The organism is Clostridium sp. (genome assembly GCF_050717635.1).
Classification (GTDB): domain Bacteria; phylum Bacillota; class Clostridia; order Clostridiales; family Clostridiaceae; genus Clostridium_AD.
In genome coordinates this window covers 644,214-663,541 of record NZ_JBOITO010000013.1, presented here as the reverse complement: position 1 = coordinate 663,541, position 19,328 = coordinate 644,214, and the positions used below count along the sequence as shown (strand labels likewise).

Sequence of the window (19,328 nt, the reverse complement as noted above, 5' to 3'; positions counted from 1 at the left end):
ATCATTTGTAATTTGTTTTTACTTTAGTAAATTCTTACTTCAGTAAACATTCTTTAGTAAAGGCACCTGGTAATATTTCTTCCATAGTCTTTGTTATATAGTTATCTTCATCTTTTACTAATATAATTTGGATATCAGTTGTAGCAAATTCTACTATAACTTGTCTGCAGATACCACATGGATAAGTATTAGTAGACATATCCCCTACTATTGCTATTGCTTTTATTTTTCTATGTCCCTCAGACACAGCTTTGAAAATCGCAGTTCGCTCGGCACAATTACTAGCACCATAGGATGCATTTTCTATATTACACCCCGTATATATTGATCCATCCTCAGTAACAACCGCAGCGCCTACCTTAAATTTCGAGTATGGCACATATGCATTTGCCCTAGCATCTATTGCAAGCTTAGCAAGCTTTTTATAATCCATTAGAACACCCCCGTAAAATAATTTAAATTTTGTGAAAATAAATAACAATGAAAAATCACGTATAGCAATTATATCACTAAATATCAGTATTTCAAATAATATTATAATTATAAAATTTTATAAAAATTTATTATCCTAAAACTTTAAAGAGTAGCAAAGTTAATAACGTCCCAAAAATACCACCAAAAATCACTTCTAGGATGGAGTGAATCTCTGAATCAACTCTACTTTGTGCAACAATTACAGCTATAAAATAAGCTAAAACCATAATTAACGGCTCAGCAGTTAATAATGTTATAGCTGTTGCCACTGAAAAAGCTATAGTTGAGTGACCGCTTGGCATACCACCTTTTAGCGGTGTTCCTTCACCATAAATCGCCTTAATTACTACCACTGCGATGCAAACTATAACTAGAATAAAAAAAGTCGTATCAGTGTCAGATTTTTTAATCTTTGCCATTACTGACTTGTTAAACGGTGTTAATCTTTCCCAAAATATCACATAACCCACTAATAGTGAATTTATAGCAGTTACCAGCACTGCACCAGCAGCTACGTTTTTAGCAATTTTTGCTAATGGGTGGTAAAAGTTTGTTGTGGCATCAATGGCACATTCTACTGCAGTATTTATCATTTCCGCCACGATAACTAGTGTTATAGTCATCGTTATAATTAAAAGTTCTATTCTTGACAAATCATAAAAAAACGTAGCAGTAAGAACTAACATTGCCACTAGCATATGTATCTTCATATTTCTTTGCGTTCGAATTGAATATATTATTCCTTCAATAGCATAATTCAAACTATCAACTAATTTTTTAACTTTCATACACAACCACCTTCAAATCTTTTATCTATATATGTTAAAAGTACCGAGTATTTCTTCTTCTCTTTTTCTCATAATGTTTTTCTGCGCTTCCTCTATGTGATCGTAGCCTAAAAGATGCAGTATTGAATGCACTGTAAGATAAGCACATTCACGGGTAGTGGAATGTCCAAATTCTTCGCTTTGCTGCACTGCTTTTTCTAGTGATAGTGCAACATCTCCAACAACTAATTTCCCATCATATAAATCATTTTGGTCAAACTTGTAATTTGTATACACTTCCTTAAATACCTTATTTTCAGGATAATGTAACATAGGAAAAGATAATACATCAGTAACTTCGTCTATACCACGATGTTTTAAATTTATCTCCCTGATCTCTTCATTATCAATAAAGATAACACTTACTTCACTTTCCACAAGAAGTTTTTCCTCACTCAGTGTATATTCAATAACATTCTTTATAACGCTTTTGAGCTCCTTTGTTACTTCTATCTTATTTTGCCTATTATCCATAAAAATCATACTGTTTTCCACTCTCCTATTTAGACTCGCGTTCCTTATCCTTTTCCCATTTATCGGAAGGATACTCTATTCGCTCATGATATATTCCTGAAAGTACTTTTAAGAAAGCCTTCCTTATCTTTTCTAAATCTTTTAGAGTTAAATCGCAATTATCCATTTGCCCATCAGTAAGCCTCTCTTTTATTATTTTATTAACCATTTCCTCAATTTTACCAGTTGTATGATTCGGAAGAGATCTTACTGCGGCTTCCACTGCATCTGCTAACATTATAATTGCCGCTTCCTTACTTTCAGGTTTTGGACCGGGGTATCTAAAATCTTCCTCTTTAATTTCATCTGGTTTATCACTGGAATTTTTCATAGTTACGTAAAAGTACTTAACTAAGGTCATTGCATGGTGTTGCCCAATAACGTCTTGAATAACCTTAGGTATTTTAAATTCTTTTGCAAGTTCTATTCCATCCTTCACATGAGAAATAATTATAAGTGTACTTAGGTTTGGAGTTATTTTATCATGCGGATTATCATTTCCTAATTGATTTTCCTTGAAAAAATAAGGTCTCTTTATCTTGCCAATATCATGATAGTAAGAGGACACCCTTGCAATAACAGCACTAGCACCAACTGTTTCTGCTGCAACCTCTGACAGGTTACCTACAATTACAGAATGGTGATAAGTGCCAGGAGCCTCTAATAGTAGTCTTTTTAGCAGTGGATGATTAGGATTTGATAGTTCTAAAAGTTTTACTGTAGTCACTACATCAAACAAACTTTCGAAAAACGGTAAAAACCCTATAGCAAGAATTCCAGATAAAACGCTTGCAAGGGACACCATGCCAGCCTTTTTCACAACTTCAACAATGCTATTGCTTAAAAGAAATCCCATAGAAAGATACATGGCTAGGTTTATCATTCCTATATATATAGATGAATATAGTATATCATTTCTTTGTTGCATTTTTTTAAGTAGCATAACAGCTGTAATAGAATTTAGCATAGCCAGTATTGTAATTTCAAGATTGAATTTAACTGCAACACTAATTAAAATGCAGTTAAGAATATTTACTACAATCGCTACTTCATCATTAATTAATATAGCCATAAGTATTGGTATGCAAGCCAGTGGAATTACATACAATGAGATTATACCTAGTATTCTAGCAAGTGATATTGCAATTATGCTAAGAATATTGAGCATGATTAACTTCTTTATGTCATTAAAAACTTGTGGATGATACTTAAATAAATAAAACCATTGAAGTAATAGTACTAAGCAAACAAGCCCCGCTAAACTTAAATATAAGGGCCATTCAAAATTACCCACATTGTTAAGAAGTCCGAGCGACTCTAGGAGTCCCTTCTGTTCAGAGGTTATTGGCTCTCCCTCTTTTGCAATGATTTGATCCTTCTTAATCATTACTGGTTTAACACTTTCTCTAGCCTCTTGTATTAATGATTCTGTTGTTAGCTTATCATATATTGTATTAGGAAATACTTCTACATTTGCGATTGATATCCCCATTTCTCTTATGTCCTTAGTAAAACTAGAGTTATTAAACTCTACAGCTATAATTCCTTGCGCCATTTTAATTTCCTCTGGCTTATTTTCATTTATTGTAGTTAAATCATAAAGTTTTATCATTGTTTTTTGGAGAAACGCTTGTAATTCCTCTGCTTTTTTAGTATCTAACCCTACTAAAATCTGATAATTTTCATAAATAATATCTGGAATTATTTTTTTTTCTTTAAGTGCAGTTATTTTTTCTTTTTCTGATAATTGACTTTCATTATTTGTGGATGATTCTGTAACACCGTTTAACTCTCGCACTGCAGAAAATAGTTCATCAATATCTGCTATAACCTGCTTATTTACTTGGATTTTAGTTGTTCTTTTTCCTACACCTTGTACAGCATCATCTCTATTTTTTTTTGTACCAACTTCATTTTCAACTTCTCTAGGAGCTTTTATATCTACTTTTGCAATATCCCCCACATTTAGAGTGTATTTTTTAGGAACCAAAGCTGTTACTAAAATAGAAAACATAACCATTGCTGTAATTATAAAAATCAAATATGGTTTTGCTTTTTTAATTTTAATAAATCCTCTAATATCTTTCATGCCCTATCCCCGCCTTTTTTTCTCTCGTAAATTATAAAACAAACAGTTTTTGTTCTAATGTAATTTTTGTTCTACTCCAATATTCTCTTCAGTTACTCCAATGTTCTCCTCTGCAACTACAACTACTCTTATAATATACCCATCACTTTCCTTTTTCACATCTGAAATTTTATCTTTAATCTGAACATTTCTGTCCAGGTTCCTGAGGATATCAGAATACATTTCATCTACCAACTCAATAACATTCACAGGTGTATTTTTTTCCTCAACTTCATAATATATTTCGCTCTTGATAAATTTATCCTTATTTTCTATTTTATCATAATTTTCATAAGTAATTAAGCTATTTTTAAGATAAACTTTTTTATTTGCTAAATTAAAGTATAAATTACTTATACTGTTACCTGTTTTCAACCTAGATTTATTCTTTAGCGGTACTTCTTTTTTTACCTCGTAGAAGGTTTTTGCTATTACCTCACCTTCTGCATGTACAGAATAGACACTTCCTTCTTTACCTTGTTCTCCCTTAACTAATATATCACCCTTTTGTACCATATTCCCACTGTTTACAATGGCTGTACCTTCTGTAGTAAATACTCTAACTATCTCACCATCTTTACTTGCTATTAAATTAGCAGGGGTTTTATCTACAATTATGGTAGGTGGCGATTGTCTTTCTATTACATTAACAACTAGTTTAGCGCCCTCAATCCTGACTTTTACCCACATTATTTCATCATTAATTTTCGTAAGTTTATTTTCAATTTCGTAGATGTCTATATTTTTCTTTCTAATCCCAGGTATTACTCCAAGCCCTTTAATTTGATTACGCAATTCATATGGACTTATATATCGTTCTGTATTAATTTCTATATTCCACACAAATGTAGACAAATAATATATTATGCTTCCGAATAAGAACACTCCAATTAAGAGTGCAGATCGTTTTTTCGCTTTCATTAGAAAAAATGACAATCCACTTCTTCCTGTAATTCTAATCCTTGTGTCTGTCAGTTTTGCCACTTTACTAATTTCGCTATAGTCACACAATTTCACCTGCAAAACTACAGTTGTAATATTAATCTTCATTATATTTTTAACTACAATACCATTTCTCCATAACAAATTTATAAACTTTTCTGGCATTAACGATCCAATTTCCATTGTGATTATACCTTTTTTATATTTTTTAAAATTATTCATGGCTTTCATACACAATAGACTTAAAGTTGCCGCTTAAAGTTATTGTGTTACCCCCTATAAATAATATTTTAAAATTTTTACCATATATTGAAATTGGACCAACATTGGAATTTATTTTCACTATATCCTCTTCAAAAATTACTATACCCCTATGATTTTCTATATTTATTTCGCTATTAGCCAAAATAGTTATTTTGGGTAAATCTAATATAACATCTCTTGGTAATTCCAACTTATTAGCTATGGTTTCTTTTGTCCTATAAAATTTATTTTCCATCTAATCACCTCATAAAATACTTCATACTAAATTTATGAAATAAAATCATAAGAAATTACATTTTTTAATTTTATAATTTTTTAAATCAAAAAAGGCCCAGCAAAAGCTGAGCCTCTTATTTATTATAATATTTTTAACTAAAGAGTTTACCCATTGATCTGCCCATAACTTAAGGCAATGTGGTAAACAAAATTTTCCCCATTGTTTCATGCTATTGGTTCCCAATTTTACCACTGTTTCTATGACTAACTCTAAAATTTCTGATTTAGTTAACTGCTGAGGAAGGTATTTTAACAAAATTACAATTTTTTAAAATTTTATTTAAATTTTCTCTTTCTCGCAGCTTCTGATTTTAATTTCTTTTTAACACTTGGTTTTTCATAGTGCTCTCTTTTTCTTACTTCTCCAAGCACTCCACTTCTTGCACATTTTTTCTTAAACCTTCTTAAAGCATTCTCTATTGTCTCATCGTCTCCAACTTTAATTTCTGACATCATTATCCCTCCCTCCGCTAGCTCAATTCAATTTACATTAAAAGCAGCCAATGCGGGGCCTAAATAGCACAGTTTTTATTATACAACACTATTTTACAGTATGTCAACAATTTCATTGATTTTTGACCATATAAAATATATTTATACATAAGCCTATACTAAATACACAACATTCTCAAAACTTACTTTTTCTTAGCCAGGTGGCCACTTAAGCATCCTACCTCCCAATAAATGAAAATGTATATGTTGAACAGTTTGACCCCCGTGTTCTCCACAATTAGAAACAATTCTATACCCACTTTCAGAAATCCCTAGGTCATTTGCAATTTTTTTTGCAACCATAAATATATGACCTATTATATCTGATCCATCTTCACTTAATTCATTGAGGTTAGAGATATGTCCCTTAGGAATAATTATAACATGTACTGGAGCCTCTGGACTTATGTCTTTAAATCCTATAACGCTTTCATCCTCATAAAGTAACTCACAAGGAATTTGCTTTTTTATGATTTTACAAAAGATACAGTCATCCACATAATCACCTCCTACCATCTTATATTATTATACTATTCAACATAAAATTTTATTCTCCTGCTATATATATTAATTAGTCTACACAATATTATAAATCTTCAACCTCTGAAGTTAAATGATCTACCTTGCATTCTATAAGTTTAGACATGTGAAATTCACCCTCTATATTTTTAGAAGCCTTTGAAACAACCTTTATGTAGTTATCAGTGTACCCTTGGTATTCATCTTCACTGGCTCCCAGTTTTTGCTCATAAAGAACTCTCATAGATTTATTTAAAAATTTGCTCATAAATTTTTGTTCCAGCCTATTGTTAAGAGCAATTAGCTTATGACTTCTATCGTCTTTAATATTCCCATTAATCTGCTCTTTTATTTCAGCAGCTTTAGTACCTTCTCTTATGCTGTATTTGAAAATATGCATTTTTGATAATTCTAATTCTTCTAAATAATTATAGGTTTCATTAAATTCTTCTTCTGTTTCTCCAGGGAAGCCCACAATTATATCAGTAGTTATAGACACTCCCAAAATATTACGTCTAAGATTTTCTACTACATTTTTATACTCCTGCGCCGTATATCTCCTATTCATTCTTTTAAGGGTTTCGTCACATCCACTTTGCAGTGAAAGATGAAAATGATGACATAGCTTTTTCAGTGACACTATTTTCTCTATAACTCCCTCTGTAAAAAAAGTGGGATCTATTGACCCTATTCTTATTCTTTCTATACCAGGAACCTTGTCAACCTCTTCTAAAATTCGAACTAAATCCCATCCCTTTTCTAAATCAGACCCAAAAGATGCTATATGTATACCTGATAAAAGAATCTCTTTAAAGCCGTTTGCGGCGAGTTCCTGAACCTCTGCTATTATTTTAGAAGGATCTTTACTACAAACTGCTCCCCTTGTGAATGGTATTATACAATAAGAGCAAAATCTATTACAACCATCTTGAATTTTTACAAACGCCCTGGTTCTATCTTGGTACTCACTTATATTTAAATCCTCAAACGCTTTATTTTTTAGAACATCACTAACCTCTACAATTTGTTTGTTTTCATTTTTAGCTCTATTTACCCAGTAGACAATATCGCCTTTATTCCGACTACCTAAAACTACATCAACACCAGAAATACTAGCTACTTCTTCAGTGGCTATCTGTGCGTAACATCCCACCACTGCAATAACAGCTTCACTGTTTGCTCTTCTTGCGCGTCCTATCATCTGTCTTGATTTTTTATCGCTCATATTGGTTACAGTACAAGTATTGATAACATATACGTCTGAAAATTCATGAAACTCTACTACTTCGTAACCTTCTCTAATGAATTTTTCTAACATCGCTTCTGATTCGTACTGATTAACCCTACAGCCTAAAGTAGCAATTGCAACTTTCATTATATAGCTCCCCCCAAATCTCCTAGTTCATACATTATAAGGCTTAAACATGTAAACCCCGCAGTCTCGGTTCTAAGTATTCTCGGTCCCAACGTGACGATTTGAGCCCCTATCTCTTTTAATTTTGATATTTCATACTCTTCAAATCCACCCTCTGGTCCTATTACAATAGCAACTTTAACAATATCTTTTTTTTCTATGTTTTGAACTGTTTTTTTTATACCATATCCCTCTTCATTTTCATAGGGAACAACCACTAAATCCATAGGTTTTAATTGTTCTAACAAATTTACAAACTCTATAGGAGTATTAATTTGAGGCACCAAACTTCTCTTGCTCTGCTTAGCAGCCTCTAGTGCTATCCTATTCCACCTATCCACCTTTTTAAACTCTGAAGGCTCCGTCTTAACTACTACTCGTTCTGTAATAACAGGTGTTATTGCTTTTACTCCAAGTTCTGTATTTTTTTGAACTATCAAATCCATTTTTGTTGATTTAGGCAGACCCTGAAATAAGTATACATCAATAGCGCTTTCATTATTAATAGAGCTTTCCTCTAATAGATTTATAATTACTTGTTTTTTATCTATTAGTGTTATTTCCCCAATATATTCTTTTCCCTCACAGTTGTTTATACTCACTTTATCAGAAATTTTGAGCCTTAATACCTTATATATATGTTTTACATCTTCACCATCAATAGTAGCCACATTGTCTACTATACTTTGCTTTGGAACAAAAAATTTATGCATTATTTTTTTCTCTCCTCGACTTATTTAATTATCGCACTAGAGTTTTGCAACTATGCAGACCCACTCGCCCTCTATATTTATCTCTTCAATTTTAAAACCACATGACTTTAATTTATCTAATACCTCATCTTTTTTACTTAAAATTATTCCTGAAGATATAAAATATCCGCCTTCTATAATAAATGGCTTAACTCCCTCAGTCAAAAACATAATTATGTCTGCCATAATATTTGCTATAACAATGTTTGCTTTTCCTTTTACGACTTCCATTAAATCTCCATACAATATCTCAATGTTATTTAAGTCATTATAGCTAACATTTTGTTTTGCAGATACTACCGCTACTGGATCCAGATCTACTCCTATGACTTTGACAGCCCCTAGCTTAGCTGCTGTAATAGATAAGATGCCTGACCCTGTTCCTATATCAAAAACCGTAGAATCTTTGTCTACGTGCCTCTCTAGCGCTTTTATACACATCCTAGTAGTCTCATGAGTACCAGTTCCAAAAGCCATGCCCGGATCTAGTTCTACAATCACTTCATCTGATTTTTTATTGTACTCTTCCCATATAGGTTTTATAACTACCTTTTCTCCTACCTTTGTTGGTTTATAATATTTTTTCCAGTTATTTTCCCAATCCTCTTCTTTTACATCATTCATTGTAACAGTTCCAAGGCCTTTATCTAATCCAAACTCAGGCAGATTGTTTACTCCTGTTTTAATTTTTTCAAAGCTACTATCAAATTTATCATCTTTTTTATAGTATCCCTTAATTACAACCTCATTATTTGTATTTATAATAGTCTCATCAAAATAGTCCCAATCCGTAGTATGATCTCGCCTATAAATCATATCAGCAGGGTCTAAAATAGAAACTCCACTTACACCAGTATTATTTAACATTTCTGACACAGCCTCAACTGCCTCACTACTTGTAATTATAGTTACTTCAACCCAATTTTTATCCACTTTCATCCTCCTATTTTATAATAAAAAACTCCGTTTTATAAACGAAGTTTTTTATTTGTATTTACCTTTCTATTTACCTAATATTTTATCCACAAAAGATTTTTTATTTTCCTCAGAAACTTCTACAATTTCACCACTGGCTTCCATAAAGAGTTTCAGTGCTGTCTTTTGCTTATCGTTTAAAGCTTTAGGAATATCAACAATAACTTTTACGTATTGATCTCCTCTTCCATGTCCATTTACTCTAGGTACACCCTTACTCTTAAGTCTAAATACAGTACCAGATTGTGTTCCTGCTGGCACTTTGTATTTAACATCTCCATCCACTGTTGGTACTTTAATTTCAGTACCTAGGGCCGCATATCCAAAGCTTACGTGCGACTCAATATGAATATCAATTCCATTTCTTTTAAAAGTTTTATGAGGAGTTACTCTTATATTTATATATAAATCTCCTGATGGGCCACCCTTTTCACCAGGTTCCCCTTGTCCTCTAAGAGGCATAACATTCCCAGTATCAACTCCACCTGGAACATTAATTTTAATTTTTCTATTTTTTCTCTCTTTTCCAGAACCATGACAATTTCTACATGGTTCAGAGATTATTTTACCTTTACCTCCGCACTTATCACAAGTGCTCATACTTGCAAAACTTCCAAAAGCAGTGTTTCTCTGAACTTTTATCTGCCCATTCCCACCGCACTTATCACAGGTTTTTGGAGTAGTACCTGCTTTAGCACCACTACCACCGCATTCACTACACTTTTCATTTTTTGTAATTGATACTTCTTTTTCAACGCCAAAAACAGACTCTTCAAAACTTAAATTTAAATTATACTCTAAATCTGCACCTTTTTGGGGTCCATTTTGATTTCTTTGAGAGAATCCTCCTCCAAATATATCACCAAAAATATCACCAAAACCACCACCACCAAAACCACCAAATCCTGAACTACCGTCAAATCCTGATCCGCCGGCATCAGCTGTACCATATTGATCATAATTTGATTTTTTTTCTGGATTAGATAAAACTTGGTATGCCTCATTCATTTCTTTAAACTTATCCTCTGCAGCTTTATTATCTGGATTTCTATCTGGATGATATTTTAATGCAGCCTTTTTAAAGGCCTTCTTAATTTCTTCATCACTGGCATCTCTTTGTATACCAAGACTTTCATAATAATCTTTTTTTGCCATGCTGTTTTACACCACCTAAAATATATATGCTTCTATAAATATAAACTAATGCGCAAAATAATTCAACCCATAGTATTATATAATCACTTACAATATTACTTAAATTAAGGGAAGGGTAATTACCCATCCCTTAATTTAATAAATTATTCTTTATCGTCTACTTTGAAGTCAGCATCCACTACATTGTCATCTTGCGGACCATTTTCAGAAGAATTATCTTGGTCAGGATTTTCTCCTTGACCTTGTGCTGCTTCTGCATCTGCTTGATATATCTTTGTAGTTACTGCGTAGAAAGCTTCAGTTAGTTCTTCAGTAGCTTTCTTAATAGCCTCTGTTTCTTCGCCTTCTTTAACTTTATCAAGAACTTCTAACTTGGCTTCAATATCTTTTTTATCTTCCTCTGATACTTTTTCCCCAAGTTCAGTTAATGTTTTTTTAGTTTGGTATGATAATTGTTCTGCAGTATTCTTAACTTCAATTGCTTCTTTTCTAGTCTTATCTTCTTCTGCAAATTTCTCTGCTTCTTTTACTGCTGCATCAATTTCATCATCACTTAAATTAGTGGATGCTGTAATTGTTATCTTAGCTTCTTTTCCTGTTCCTTTATCTTTAGCTGATACATTAACAATACCGTTAGCATCTATATCAAAAGTAACTTCTATTTGTGGTATTCCTCTTGGTGCTGATGGTATTCCTGAAAGAGTAAATCTTCCTAAGGTCTTGTTACCAGCAGCCATTTTTCTTTCACCTTGAACAATGTTAATTTCAACTGATGTTTGACCATCTGCAGCTGTTGAGAATGTTTGACTCTTTTTAGCTGGAATTGTAGTATTTCTTTCAATTAGTGGAGTAGCTATTCCACCTAGTGTTTCAATTCCTAGTGTTAATGGAGTTACGTCAAGAAGTAATACATCTTTAACTTCTCCGCTTAATACTCCTGCTTGAACTGCTGCACCAAGTGCAACGCATTCATCTGGATTAACTCCCTTTGAAGGTTCTTTTCCTGTAAAGTTCTTAACTGCATCTACAACTGCTGGAGTTCTTGTTGAACCACCTACGAGCACAACTTTATCTATTTCATTAAGTGATAAGCCTGCATCCTTAAGAGCTTTTTTCATTGGTTCTATGGTAGCATCAACTAAATCGTGAGTTAACTCATTAAATTTTGCTCTTGTTAAATTCATCTCTACATGTTTAGGACCTGTTGCATCTGCAGTGATAAATGGTAGATTAATGCTTGTTTGCATTGATGATGATAATTCAATTTTTGCTTTTTCAGCAGCTTCTTTTAATCTTTGAAGTGCCATTTTATCATTTCTTAAATCTATTCCATTATCTGCTTTAAAAGTATCAGCTATATGATCCACAACCTTTTGGTCAAAATCATCTCCACCAAGTTTAGTATTTCCGTTAGTTGATTTAACTTCGAATAGACCATCACCAAGTTCTAATACAGATACGTCAAATGTACCGCCACCTAAATCATATACTAATATTTTTTGATTAACATCCATTTTATCTAAACCATAAGCTAGTGCTGCTGCTGTTGGCTCATTTATTATTCTCTTAACATCAAGGCCCGCTATTTTTCCTGCATCCTTTGTTGCTTGTCTTTGGCTATCATTGAAATATGCAGGTACAGTTATTACAGCCTCTGTAACTGTTTCTCCTAAATAAGCTTCAGCATCAGCTTTGATTTTTTGCAAAATATAAGCAGAAATTTCTTGTGGTGTATGTGATTTTCCATCGACATCTATTTTATGATCAGTACCCATTTCTCTTTTGATTGAACTTATTGTTTTATCTGGATTTGTAATTGATTGTCTCTTAGCAACTTGACCTACAAGTCTTTCTCCATTTGCTTGAAATGATACTACAGATGGCGTTGTTCTTGCACCTTCTGAATTAGTAATTATCACAGGTTCTCCACCCTCCATAACTGCTACACATGAATTTGTTGTACCTAAATCTATTCCTATAATTTTTCCCATTATTATTTCCTCCTTAAACTTCTTTTAATTTATAATAATTGCTACTTATTATCTTATTATTTTTATATTTTAATTTGCCACTTTGACCATACTATGTCTTAATACTTTGCTTGCTCTTTTATATCCCTTTTGAAATACTTCAACTATCTCATTAGTTCCGTATTGTTCATCTTCAATATGCATTACTGCATTATGAAGATTTGGGTCAAACTCGCCTTCTGATGCTAACTCTTCAACTCCAAGCTTACTAAAGGCTTCATTAAATTGTCTTACAGTCATCTCAACACCAACCCTTAAATCTTCTGAAGTTCCTTCAACAGCAAGGGCCCTTTCCAAATTGTCAAGCGGTGTTAGAATTTCTTTTAAAACATCTGCACAAGCATCAGTATATATGCCTTCTTTCTCTTTCGATGTCCTTCTTCTAAAATTTTCATATTCAGCCGTTGTTCGTAAAAGCTTATCTTTAAAAACATCAACATTATTCTGTAATTCCATGTTCTCTTGGATTAATTTCTTCATTTTTTTGCTCATATCTTTTTCTTTTTCACTTTCTAAAAGCTCTATAGGCTCTTCTGCGTCTACTATTTCAGCTTCTTCTGAAGCCTCTTGTAGAGTCCCATCAACTTCTTCTATGATAGTTTCATTTTCATTAATTTCATCTTTTAAACACAAATCCTCAGAGATTAAATCTTCATCCTCCGTTGATATATCTTCTTTTGAAATTCTTTCATTACGTGCACTCACTAAATCACTCCTCCATTCCAGGTTCAAAATAAATCTTTTAATTTAAAGTCTTATCTATGATCTTCATAGATTTGAGCTATATTGTCATTTAACTCTTTAACTACTTCAGTTAAAACAGATATAACTTTCCCATAAGGTATTCTTGTTGGCCCTATAACACCAATAGATCCTAGTGGCATTTCAGCTACGCTATAAACTGCCGTTATAATGCTACATTCTCTTGCGCACTCAACAAAGTTTTCACCGCCAATTTTAATTGTAATATTACCAGTAATATCCCTAACACCTAGTAAACTATTTATGCTCTCTTTATTATCCACTAGAACTAAGAACTCGCGAGCTTTAATTATATTGTTATATTCTGGGTAGTTAAATATATTTGTTGCTCCTTGAATATATACTTCTGAAGTTTCAATCCCGGATAGACTATCATATAAAGCTGGAATAATACCATCAAAAATCTCTTGAAAACAAACCAAATCACTTTTTAAATTATTGATTACTTCTAAGTTTATTTGTTCAATTGTGTGTTTTCCCAATCTAAAATTAAGTATATTGGTAAGTTTTTCTATAGTAGAACTATCAATAGGTTTACTGATTTTAATATAATTATTTTTAATAATACCGCTATCAGTAATAATTACAAACAAAACACTCCCAGCATCTAGATTCATTAGCTGAATATATTTAATGCTGCTCTTTTGAACAGACGGAGCTTTAACTATAGACGTAAGATTCGTAAGATGTGCAAGCATTTGTGTTGCTTGCCTAACAACCTTATCAACCTCATGCAAAGCGACATTAATAAGTTGGTTTTTGATCATATATTGTTCCTCAATAGATAAGCTCGTAATTTTCATAAGTCTATCAACATATAATCTATAACCCTTATCTGATGGTTTTCTACCAGATGAGGTATGTAGTTGTTCTATATATCCCATCTCTTCAAGATCTGCCATTTCATTCCTTATAGTAGCCGAACTAATACCTAAATCATACTTTTTAGCTATGGTTCTGGATCCTACGGGCTCACCATTATTTATATAATCTGTAACTATAGCCCCAAGTATTTTAATTTTCCGGTCATCCATTTCCATAATTTCACCTCTTTTATTAGCACTCACTACCATTGAGTGCTAACGAGTATGTATTTAAGTTATCATTTACTATAGTATTTGTCAATAACCTCTATTTTTGAATATAGCCATTATATATTGTTTATTTGGAGTTATCTTTCAAATGCTACGTTTTACTTCGACTTTCATAAGAATCTATTAAAAATTAAAATTTATTCCGAATTGTAATATCCTAATGCAATTTATGCTTCATAGTAAGTGTGCTAACAGCTGCTACAGCAGGAATTCTGACATAATTACATTGGAGAGCTGGATACCTTCATAAGTCAAAAATATATTATCATCACTCTCTTCCATAAACTTAGTTATTACATATTTGTTTATTACGCTGCCATAAACACTATGTATATCACTATTAAATCTTTTCTTAAATTCACTTTTATTTATTCCTCGCATCTTTCTAAGCCCCATAAACATAAACTCTTCCATATCATCCACCATTGAATTTTTTGTTTTTTCTACTGTTGCATTGCCAATTGTATTCATTTTCTCTATATATTTTTCTATATTTTCTTCGTTTCTATACCTAAAACCATCACTGTATGAATGAGAAGCAGATCCACATCCAATATATTCATCCAAATTCCAATATACTAGATTATGCTCACACACCATATGGTTTTTTGCAAAATTCGAGATTTCATATTGTATATACCCTTTCTCCCTTAAACGCTCTATAGTTTCATAGTACATAGTTCTTTCTAATTCCTCATTAGGAAGATTTAATGCACCTGTCTTAAATTTATTATAAAAAACCGTTCCTTCTTCTATAATTAAGCTATAGCAAGATAAATGCTCCGGATTAAGCTTTGTTACATTTTCTATGGTTTCTAGCCACTGCACAAGGCTTTGCGACGGAAGCCCAAACATTAAATCCACATTAATATTATGGAACCCTATATTTCTTGCCATTTCAAAACTTTGTTTGAAATCGTAAGCTGTGTGTATTCTCCCAAGTTTCTTAAGCAAAGGATCTTGAAAGGCTTGAAGTCCAATACTAAGCCTGTTTACTCCCAATTCTTTTAAAAGCTTTAATATTTCCATTGTAAATGTTCCAGGGTTTCCTTCCACTGTAAACTCTAAATTAGGGTCAGTGTCTAATCCTTCTATACTTTCGCTTATTATTTTCCAGCCTTTCAAAGATAAATAGGTGGGGGTACCCCCACCTATAAATATGGTTTTAATTTTTCTATGTTTTATACTATTTATTTCACTTGCTAAGGCTATGGCATAATCCATCATAAAATTCTCCTTGCCAGCAAAAGACGGAAAATCACAATATAAACATTTTTGCGCGCAAAATGGGATATGTATATATAATGCCACACTTTTCATATCTTCTAATCACCTTACCTTTTAACGACATTTCAGCTTCGCAGAAGATGATTTAATCCACCTTAAGTATAGCCATAAATGCCTCTTGTGGAACTTCTACACTTCCCACTTGCCTCATTCTCTTTTTACCTTCTTTTTGTTTCTCTAATAATTTTCTTTTTCTTGAAATATCTCCACCATAGCATTTAGCTAAAACATCTTTTCTAAGTGCTTTTACAGTTTCTCTTGCAATTACCTTTGCATTAATAGCTGCTTGTATTGGAATTTCAAACATTTGTCTTGGTATATGCTCTTTTAATTTTTCACACATAACTCTGCCTCTATTTGAAGCTGTCTCCTCAGGAACAATCATAGACAGTGCATCTACTTTTTCACCTTTAAGCAAAATATCTAGTTTTACAAGAGTTGCCTTTACATATCCCTTTAATTCATAGTCAAAAGACGCATAACCTTTTGTTCTTGATTTTAAAGCATCAAAAAAGTCATACACTATTTCATTAAGAGGCATATCATAATTAAGTACCACTCTAGTAGTTTCTATATATGTCATATCAATGTATACGCCTCTTTTATGTTGGCATAACTCCATTACTGTCCCTAAATATTCTGATGGTGTTATGATAGAAGCTTTAACTATTGGTTCTTCCATATAATTAATCTCTGTAGGCTCTGGAAGATTTGTTGGATTTGTTATTTCTATTAGCTCTCCATTAGTTTTCATTACTTTATATATAACTGATGGTGCCGTAGTAATAATATCTAAATTAAATTCTCTTTCTATTCTTTCTTGTACTATTTCCATATGAAGAAGTCCTAAAAATCCACATCTAAATCCAAAACCCAGAGCAACAGATGTCTCTGGTTCAAACCCTAAAGCTGCATCATTCAACTGAAGTTTTTCTAATGCCTCTTTTAACTCTCCATATTTAGCACCATCTATAGGATAAATTCCGCTAAAAACCATAGGTATTGCAGGTCTATATCCTTTAAGTGGCTCTAAAGCCGGCCTTGAAGCTTCTGTTACTGTATCCCCAACACGGGCATCCCTAACATTTTTTATAGACGCAGTTATATACCCAACATCTCCAGCACACAGCTCAGGTACAGGAAGATAATTAGGAACAAAAACTCCAACTTCTACTACGTCATATACCTTACTTGTATTCATCAATTTAATTTTCGTTCCTTGCCTAACTTTACCATCACGAACTCTTACATAACATACAACACCTTTATAGCTATCATATGAAGAATCAAAAATCAGTGCTTTTAGTGGAGCCTCTTCATCACCACTAGGTGGCGAAATCTTTTTTACTACAGTTTCTAAAACATCTTCTATGTTTAGCCCAGTCTTAGCTGAAATTAAAGGTGCATCTTGGGCTTCAATACCTATTACATCTTCAATTTCTTGAATTACCTCTTGAGGCCTAGCACTAGGAAGATCTATCTTATTAATAACAGGTGCAATATCAAGATTGTTATCTACTGCAAGATAGCAATTTGCCAGCGTCTGAGCTTGAATCCCTTGTGAGGCATCAACTACTAGCACTGCACCTTCACACGCAGCTAAGCTCCTAGAAACCTCATAGTTAAAATCTACATGCCCTGGAGTATCTATTAAATTAAATATGTATTCTTCTCCATTATCTCTTTTATAAACTAGCCTAGCTGGTTGAGATTTTATAGTAATTCCTCTTTCTCTTTCTAGGTCCATATTATCAAGTACTTGTTCTTCCATTTCTCTTTTAGTTAGTGTTCCTGTCTTTTCTAATAATCTGTCAGCTAGCGTAGACTTGCCGTGATCAATATGTGCAATTATAGAAAAGTTTCTTATGTATTTTTGTCTGTTGGTCTGCATTAATTTTTACCCCCATTATTATATACGAATTATTAAATTATATCATAAATATATAGAGCTTTGTTAAACTTATCTTATTTTGAAAAAATATTGTTATAAACATCCTTACACTTTTCACTCACACCATCAATAACTTTATTATTCACATAAATAATATAATCCTTGGTCTCTATTTTAATGTCAATAGGTTTTAAGCTCACATCTACAGTAAATGGAGACTTTTTTCTGACAAGTTCTGGTTTACTAACACTAATCATAATGAATCCATATATAAAAATAAAAACACACAAAATAATTACAATAAAATTTTTCCCTTTATTTTTTTTACGCATAAAAAATGCCTCCTTATAATTAGATAATAAATAGCAATCATTATTTATTATCCTCTATCTAGTAAGGATGCACTTTTTAAAATATATTATACTAGTTTAAGAACTTATTTATATCCTCTAAACCTAATGCTGGCTGAAGGGCTATATTAATGCCATTAGCAATAATTTTAGATACAGAGTTTATAACAACATCAATTTCCTTTGGTGTAACAACAAGATTACCAACATATGGGTTTAATATCTCAGTAATCATCTTTTGTTTTTCTACTTTATCAATTGATTTAAGCATAGTGTAAAATTGTCCGCCTTCCTTTGCAGTCCTAATCATTTCATCTAACACTAAATCAATAGTGTCATTGGCTAGTGTTGCAGCATCAACTACTGTTGGGACTCCAATAGCAATAACAGGAATGCCTAAGGTTTTTTCGCTTATTTCCATCCTTCGATTTCCAATTCCCGCTCCTGGAGAGATTCCAGAAGTACCTATCTGTATTGTTCTATTCACCCTATCCATTTTTCTAGAAGCCAATGCATCAATACAAATTACTAAATTAGGTTTTATTCTCTCCACAATTCCCCTAATGATTTCCCCAGTTTCCATTCCGGTTATTCCAAGGACTCCCGGCGATATAGCACACACCGGTCTTATACCTTCATCTATAGAGTCAGGCACCAACTGTTTTAAATGTCTAGTCACCATTATTTTTGATACAACTTTTGGTCCTACGGCATCAGGCGTAACGTTCCAATTTCCAAGTCCAACAACTAATGCTGTCATACTATCCTGGAGTTTTATTAACGGTTTCAAAACCTTTCCCATTACAATACTTACTCTGTCCATAGCATCGCCATCATAGTGAACAAATTCTGGGATATCAATTGTTACATAAGTACCTTTTGGTTTTCCCATCATTTTTTCGCCAATATCATTTACTATCTTCACATTAGTTATTTTAATATCGCCATCATTATATTCATCCACATCAATACCAGGCATCTCACCACTGTTTTCTTCACTGTATAACTCTTTAGCTTCTACAGCTAAATCAGTTCTTACACTTATCATAATTTCACCTCACCTAGATTTTTAATATTAGTTTTTCCTAATAGTGCTTTCCTATTCTTTAAAAATAATATATATAGGTTAAATTTCACTTGAAGTGCTTTAATTTTAATGCTATAATATCAGTTGTCTATTAAA

At 32.5% G+C, this 19,328-nt stretch carries 20 protein-coding genes; all 20 read right to left on the bottom strand.

Going from position 1 to position 19,328, the window contains the following annotated elements; genetic code table 11:
- Nucleotides 1-34: 34 nt before the first annotated feature.
- Entirely contained in the window at nt 35-433 is a 399-nt protein-coding gene (locus ACREWB_RS09085) for a cytidine deaminase (protein ID WP_431547134.1), read from the bottom strand.
- 130 nt (nt 434-563) lie between these two features.
- Nucleotides 564-1,262, bottom strand: coding sequence for a diacylglycerol kinase (locus ACREWB_RS09080; protein ID WP_431547133.1), 699 nt, complete (start codon nt 1,260-1,262; stop codon nt 564-566).
- A gap of 21 nt (nt 1,263-1,283) precedes the next feature.
- Complete coding sequence (gene ybeY, locus ACREWB_RS09075) at nt 1,284-1,784, bottom strand: rRNA maturation RNase YbeY (protein WP_431547132.1); 501 nt, start codon at nt 1,782-1,784, stop codon at nt 1,284-1,286.
- A 16-nt stretch (nt 1,785-1,800) separates the two neighbouring features.
- Nucleotides 1,801-3,903 (bottom strand): HD family phosphohydrolase, encoded by a 2,103-nt coding sequence (locus ACREWB_RS09070; protein ID WP_431547131.1) that lies wholly within the window; start codon nt 3,901-3,903, stop codon nt 1,801-1,803.
- Between the two features lie 54 nt (nt 3,904-3,957).
- A complete protein-coding gene (gene yqfD / locus ACREWB_RS09065) occupies nt 3,958-5,106 on the bottom strand; it encodes a sporulation protein YqfD (RefSeq protein ID WP_431547130.1) in 1,149 nt (382 codons plus the stop codon).
- A complete protein-coding gene (gene yqfC / locus ACREWB_RS09060; protein WP_431547129.1) occupies nt 5,099-5,383 on the bottom strand; it encodes a sporulation protein YqfC in 285 nt (94 codons plus the stop codon). Before yqfC ends, yqfD begins: the two co-directional genes overlap by 8 nt.
- Nucleotides 5,384-5,428: 45 nt before the next feature.
- Entirely contained in the window at nt 5,429-5,680 is a 252-nt protein-coding gene (locus tag ACREWB_RS09055) for a GatB/YqeY domain-containing protein (RefSeq protein WP_431547128.1), read from the bottom strand.
- A gap of 20 nt (nt 5,681-5,700) precedes the next feature.
- Nucleotides 5,701-5,877, bottom strand: a complete 177-nt coding sequence (rpsU, locus tag ACREWB_RS09050; protein WP_291643704.1) for a 30S ribosomal protein S21 — start codon at nt 5,875-5,877, stop codon at nt 5,701-5,703.
- A 192-nt stretch (nt 5,878-6,069) separates the two neighbouring features.
- Nucleotides 6,070-6,414 carry a histidine triad nucleotide-binding protein gene (locus tag ACREWB_RS09045; protein ID WP_431547127.1) on the bottom strand — a complete coding sequence of 115 codons (345 nt, stop codon included), beginning with the start codon at nt 6,412-6,414 and terminating at the stop codon, nt 6,070-6,072.
- 88 nt (nt 6,415-6,502) lie between these two features.
- Entirely contained in the window at nt 6,503-7,810 is a 1,308-nt protein-coding gene (gene mtaB, locus ACREWB_RS09040) for a tRNA (N(6)-L-threonylcarbamoyladenosine(37)-C(2))-methylthiotransferase MtaB (RefSeq protein ID WP_431547126.1), read from the bottom strand.
- Nucleotides 7,810-8,562 (bottom strand): 16S rRNA (uracil(1498)-N(3))-methyltransferase, encoded by a 753-nt coding sequence (locus ACREWB_RS09035; RefSeq protein ID WP_431547125.1) that lies wholly within the window; start codon nt 8,560-8,562, stop codon nt 7,810-7,812. The genes mtaB and ACREWB_RS09035 overlap by 1 nt, the downstream gene beginning before the upstream one ends.
- Before the next feature lie 36 nt (nt 8,563-8,598).
- The gene (gene prmA / locus ACREWB_RS09030; protein WP_431547124.1) at nt 8,599-9,534 is read right to left on the bottom strand and encodes a 50S ribosomal protein L11 methyltransferase; all 936 of its coding nucleotides are present in this window, start codon (nt 9,532-9,534) and stop codon (nt 8,599-8,601) included.
- Between the two features lie 69 nt (nt 9,535-9,603).
- Nucleotides 9,604-10,731, bottom strand: coding sequence for a molecular chaperone DnaJ (gene dnaJ, locus ACREWB_RS09025; protein ID WP_431547123.1), 1,128 nt, complete (start codon nt 10,729-10,731; stop codon nt 9,604-9,606).
- A gap of 143 nt (nt 10,732-10,874) precedes the next feature.
- Nucleotides 10,875-12,722: a molecular chaperone DnaK gene (dnaK, locus tag ACREWB_RS09020; protein WP_431547122.1), complete on the bottom strand. Its 1,848-nt coding sequence runs from the start codon at nt 12,720-12,722 to the stop codon at nt 10,875-10,877.
- A 69-nt stretch (nt 12,723-12,791) separates the two neighbouring features.
- Nucleotides 12,792-13,466 (bottom strand): nucleotide exchange factor GrpE, encoded by a 675-nt coding sequence (gene grpE, locus ACREWB_RS09015; protein WP_431547121.1) that lies wholly within the window; start codon nt 13,464-13,466, stop codon nt 12,792-12,794.
- 50 nt (nt 13,467-13,516) lie between these two features.
- Nucleotides 13,517-14,563, bottom strand: a complete 1,047-nt coding sequence (hrcA, locus tag ACREWB_RS09010; protein WP_431547120.1) for a heat-inducible transcriptional repressor HrcA — start codon at nt 14,561-14,563, stop codon at nt 13,517-13,519.
- 252 nt (nt 14,564-14,815) lie between these two features.
- Nucleotides 14,816-15,937 carry a radical SAM family heme chaperone HemW gene (hemW, locus tag ACREWB_RS09005; RefSeq protein ID WP_431547119.1) on the bottom strand — a complete coding sequence of 374 codons (1,122 nt, stop codon included), beginning with the start codon at nt 15,935-15,937 and terminating at the stop codon, nt 14,816-14,818.
- Between the two features lie 52 nt (nt 15,938-15,989).
- Nucleotides 15,990-17,795, bottom strand: coding sequence for a translation elongation factor 4 (gene lepA, locus ACREWB_RS09000; RefSeq protein ID WP_431547118.1), 1,806 nt, complete (start codon nt 17,793-17,795; stop codon nt 15,990-15,992).
- Nucleotides 17,796-17,869: 74 nt separating this feature from the next.
- A complete protein-coding gene (locus ACREWB_RS08995; protein ID WP_431547117.1) occupies nt 17,870-18,127 on the bottom strand; it encodes a hypothetical protein in 258 nt (85 codons plus the stop codon).
- 91 nt (nt 18,128-18,218) lie between these two features.
- Nucleotides 18,219-19,193, bottom strand: a complete 975-nt coding sequence (gpr, locus tag ACREWB_RS08990) for a GPR endopeptidase (RefSeq protein ID WP_431547116.1) — start codon at nt 19,191-19,193, stop codon at nt 18,219-18,221.
- Between the last annotated feature and the right edge of the window lie 135 nt (nt 19,194-19,328).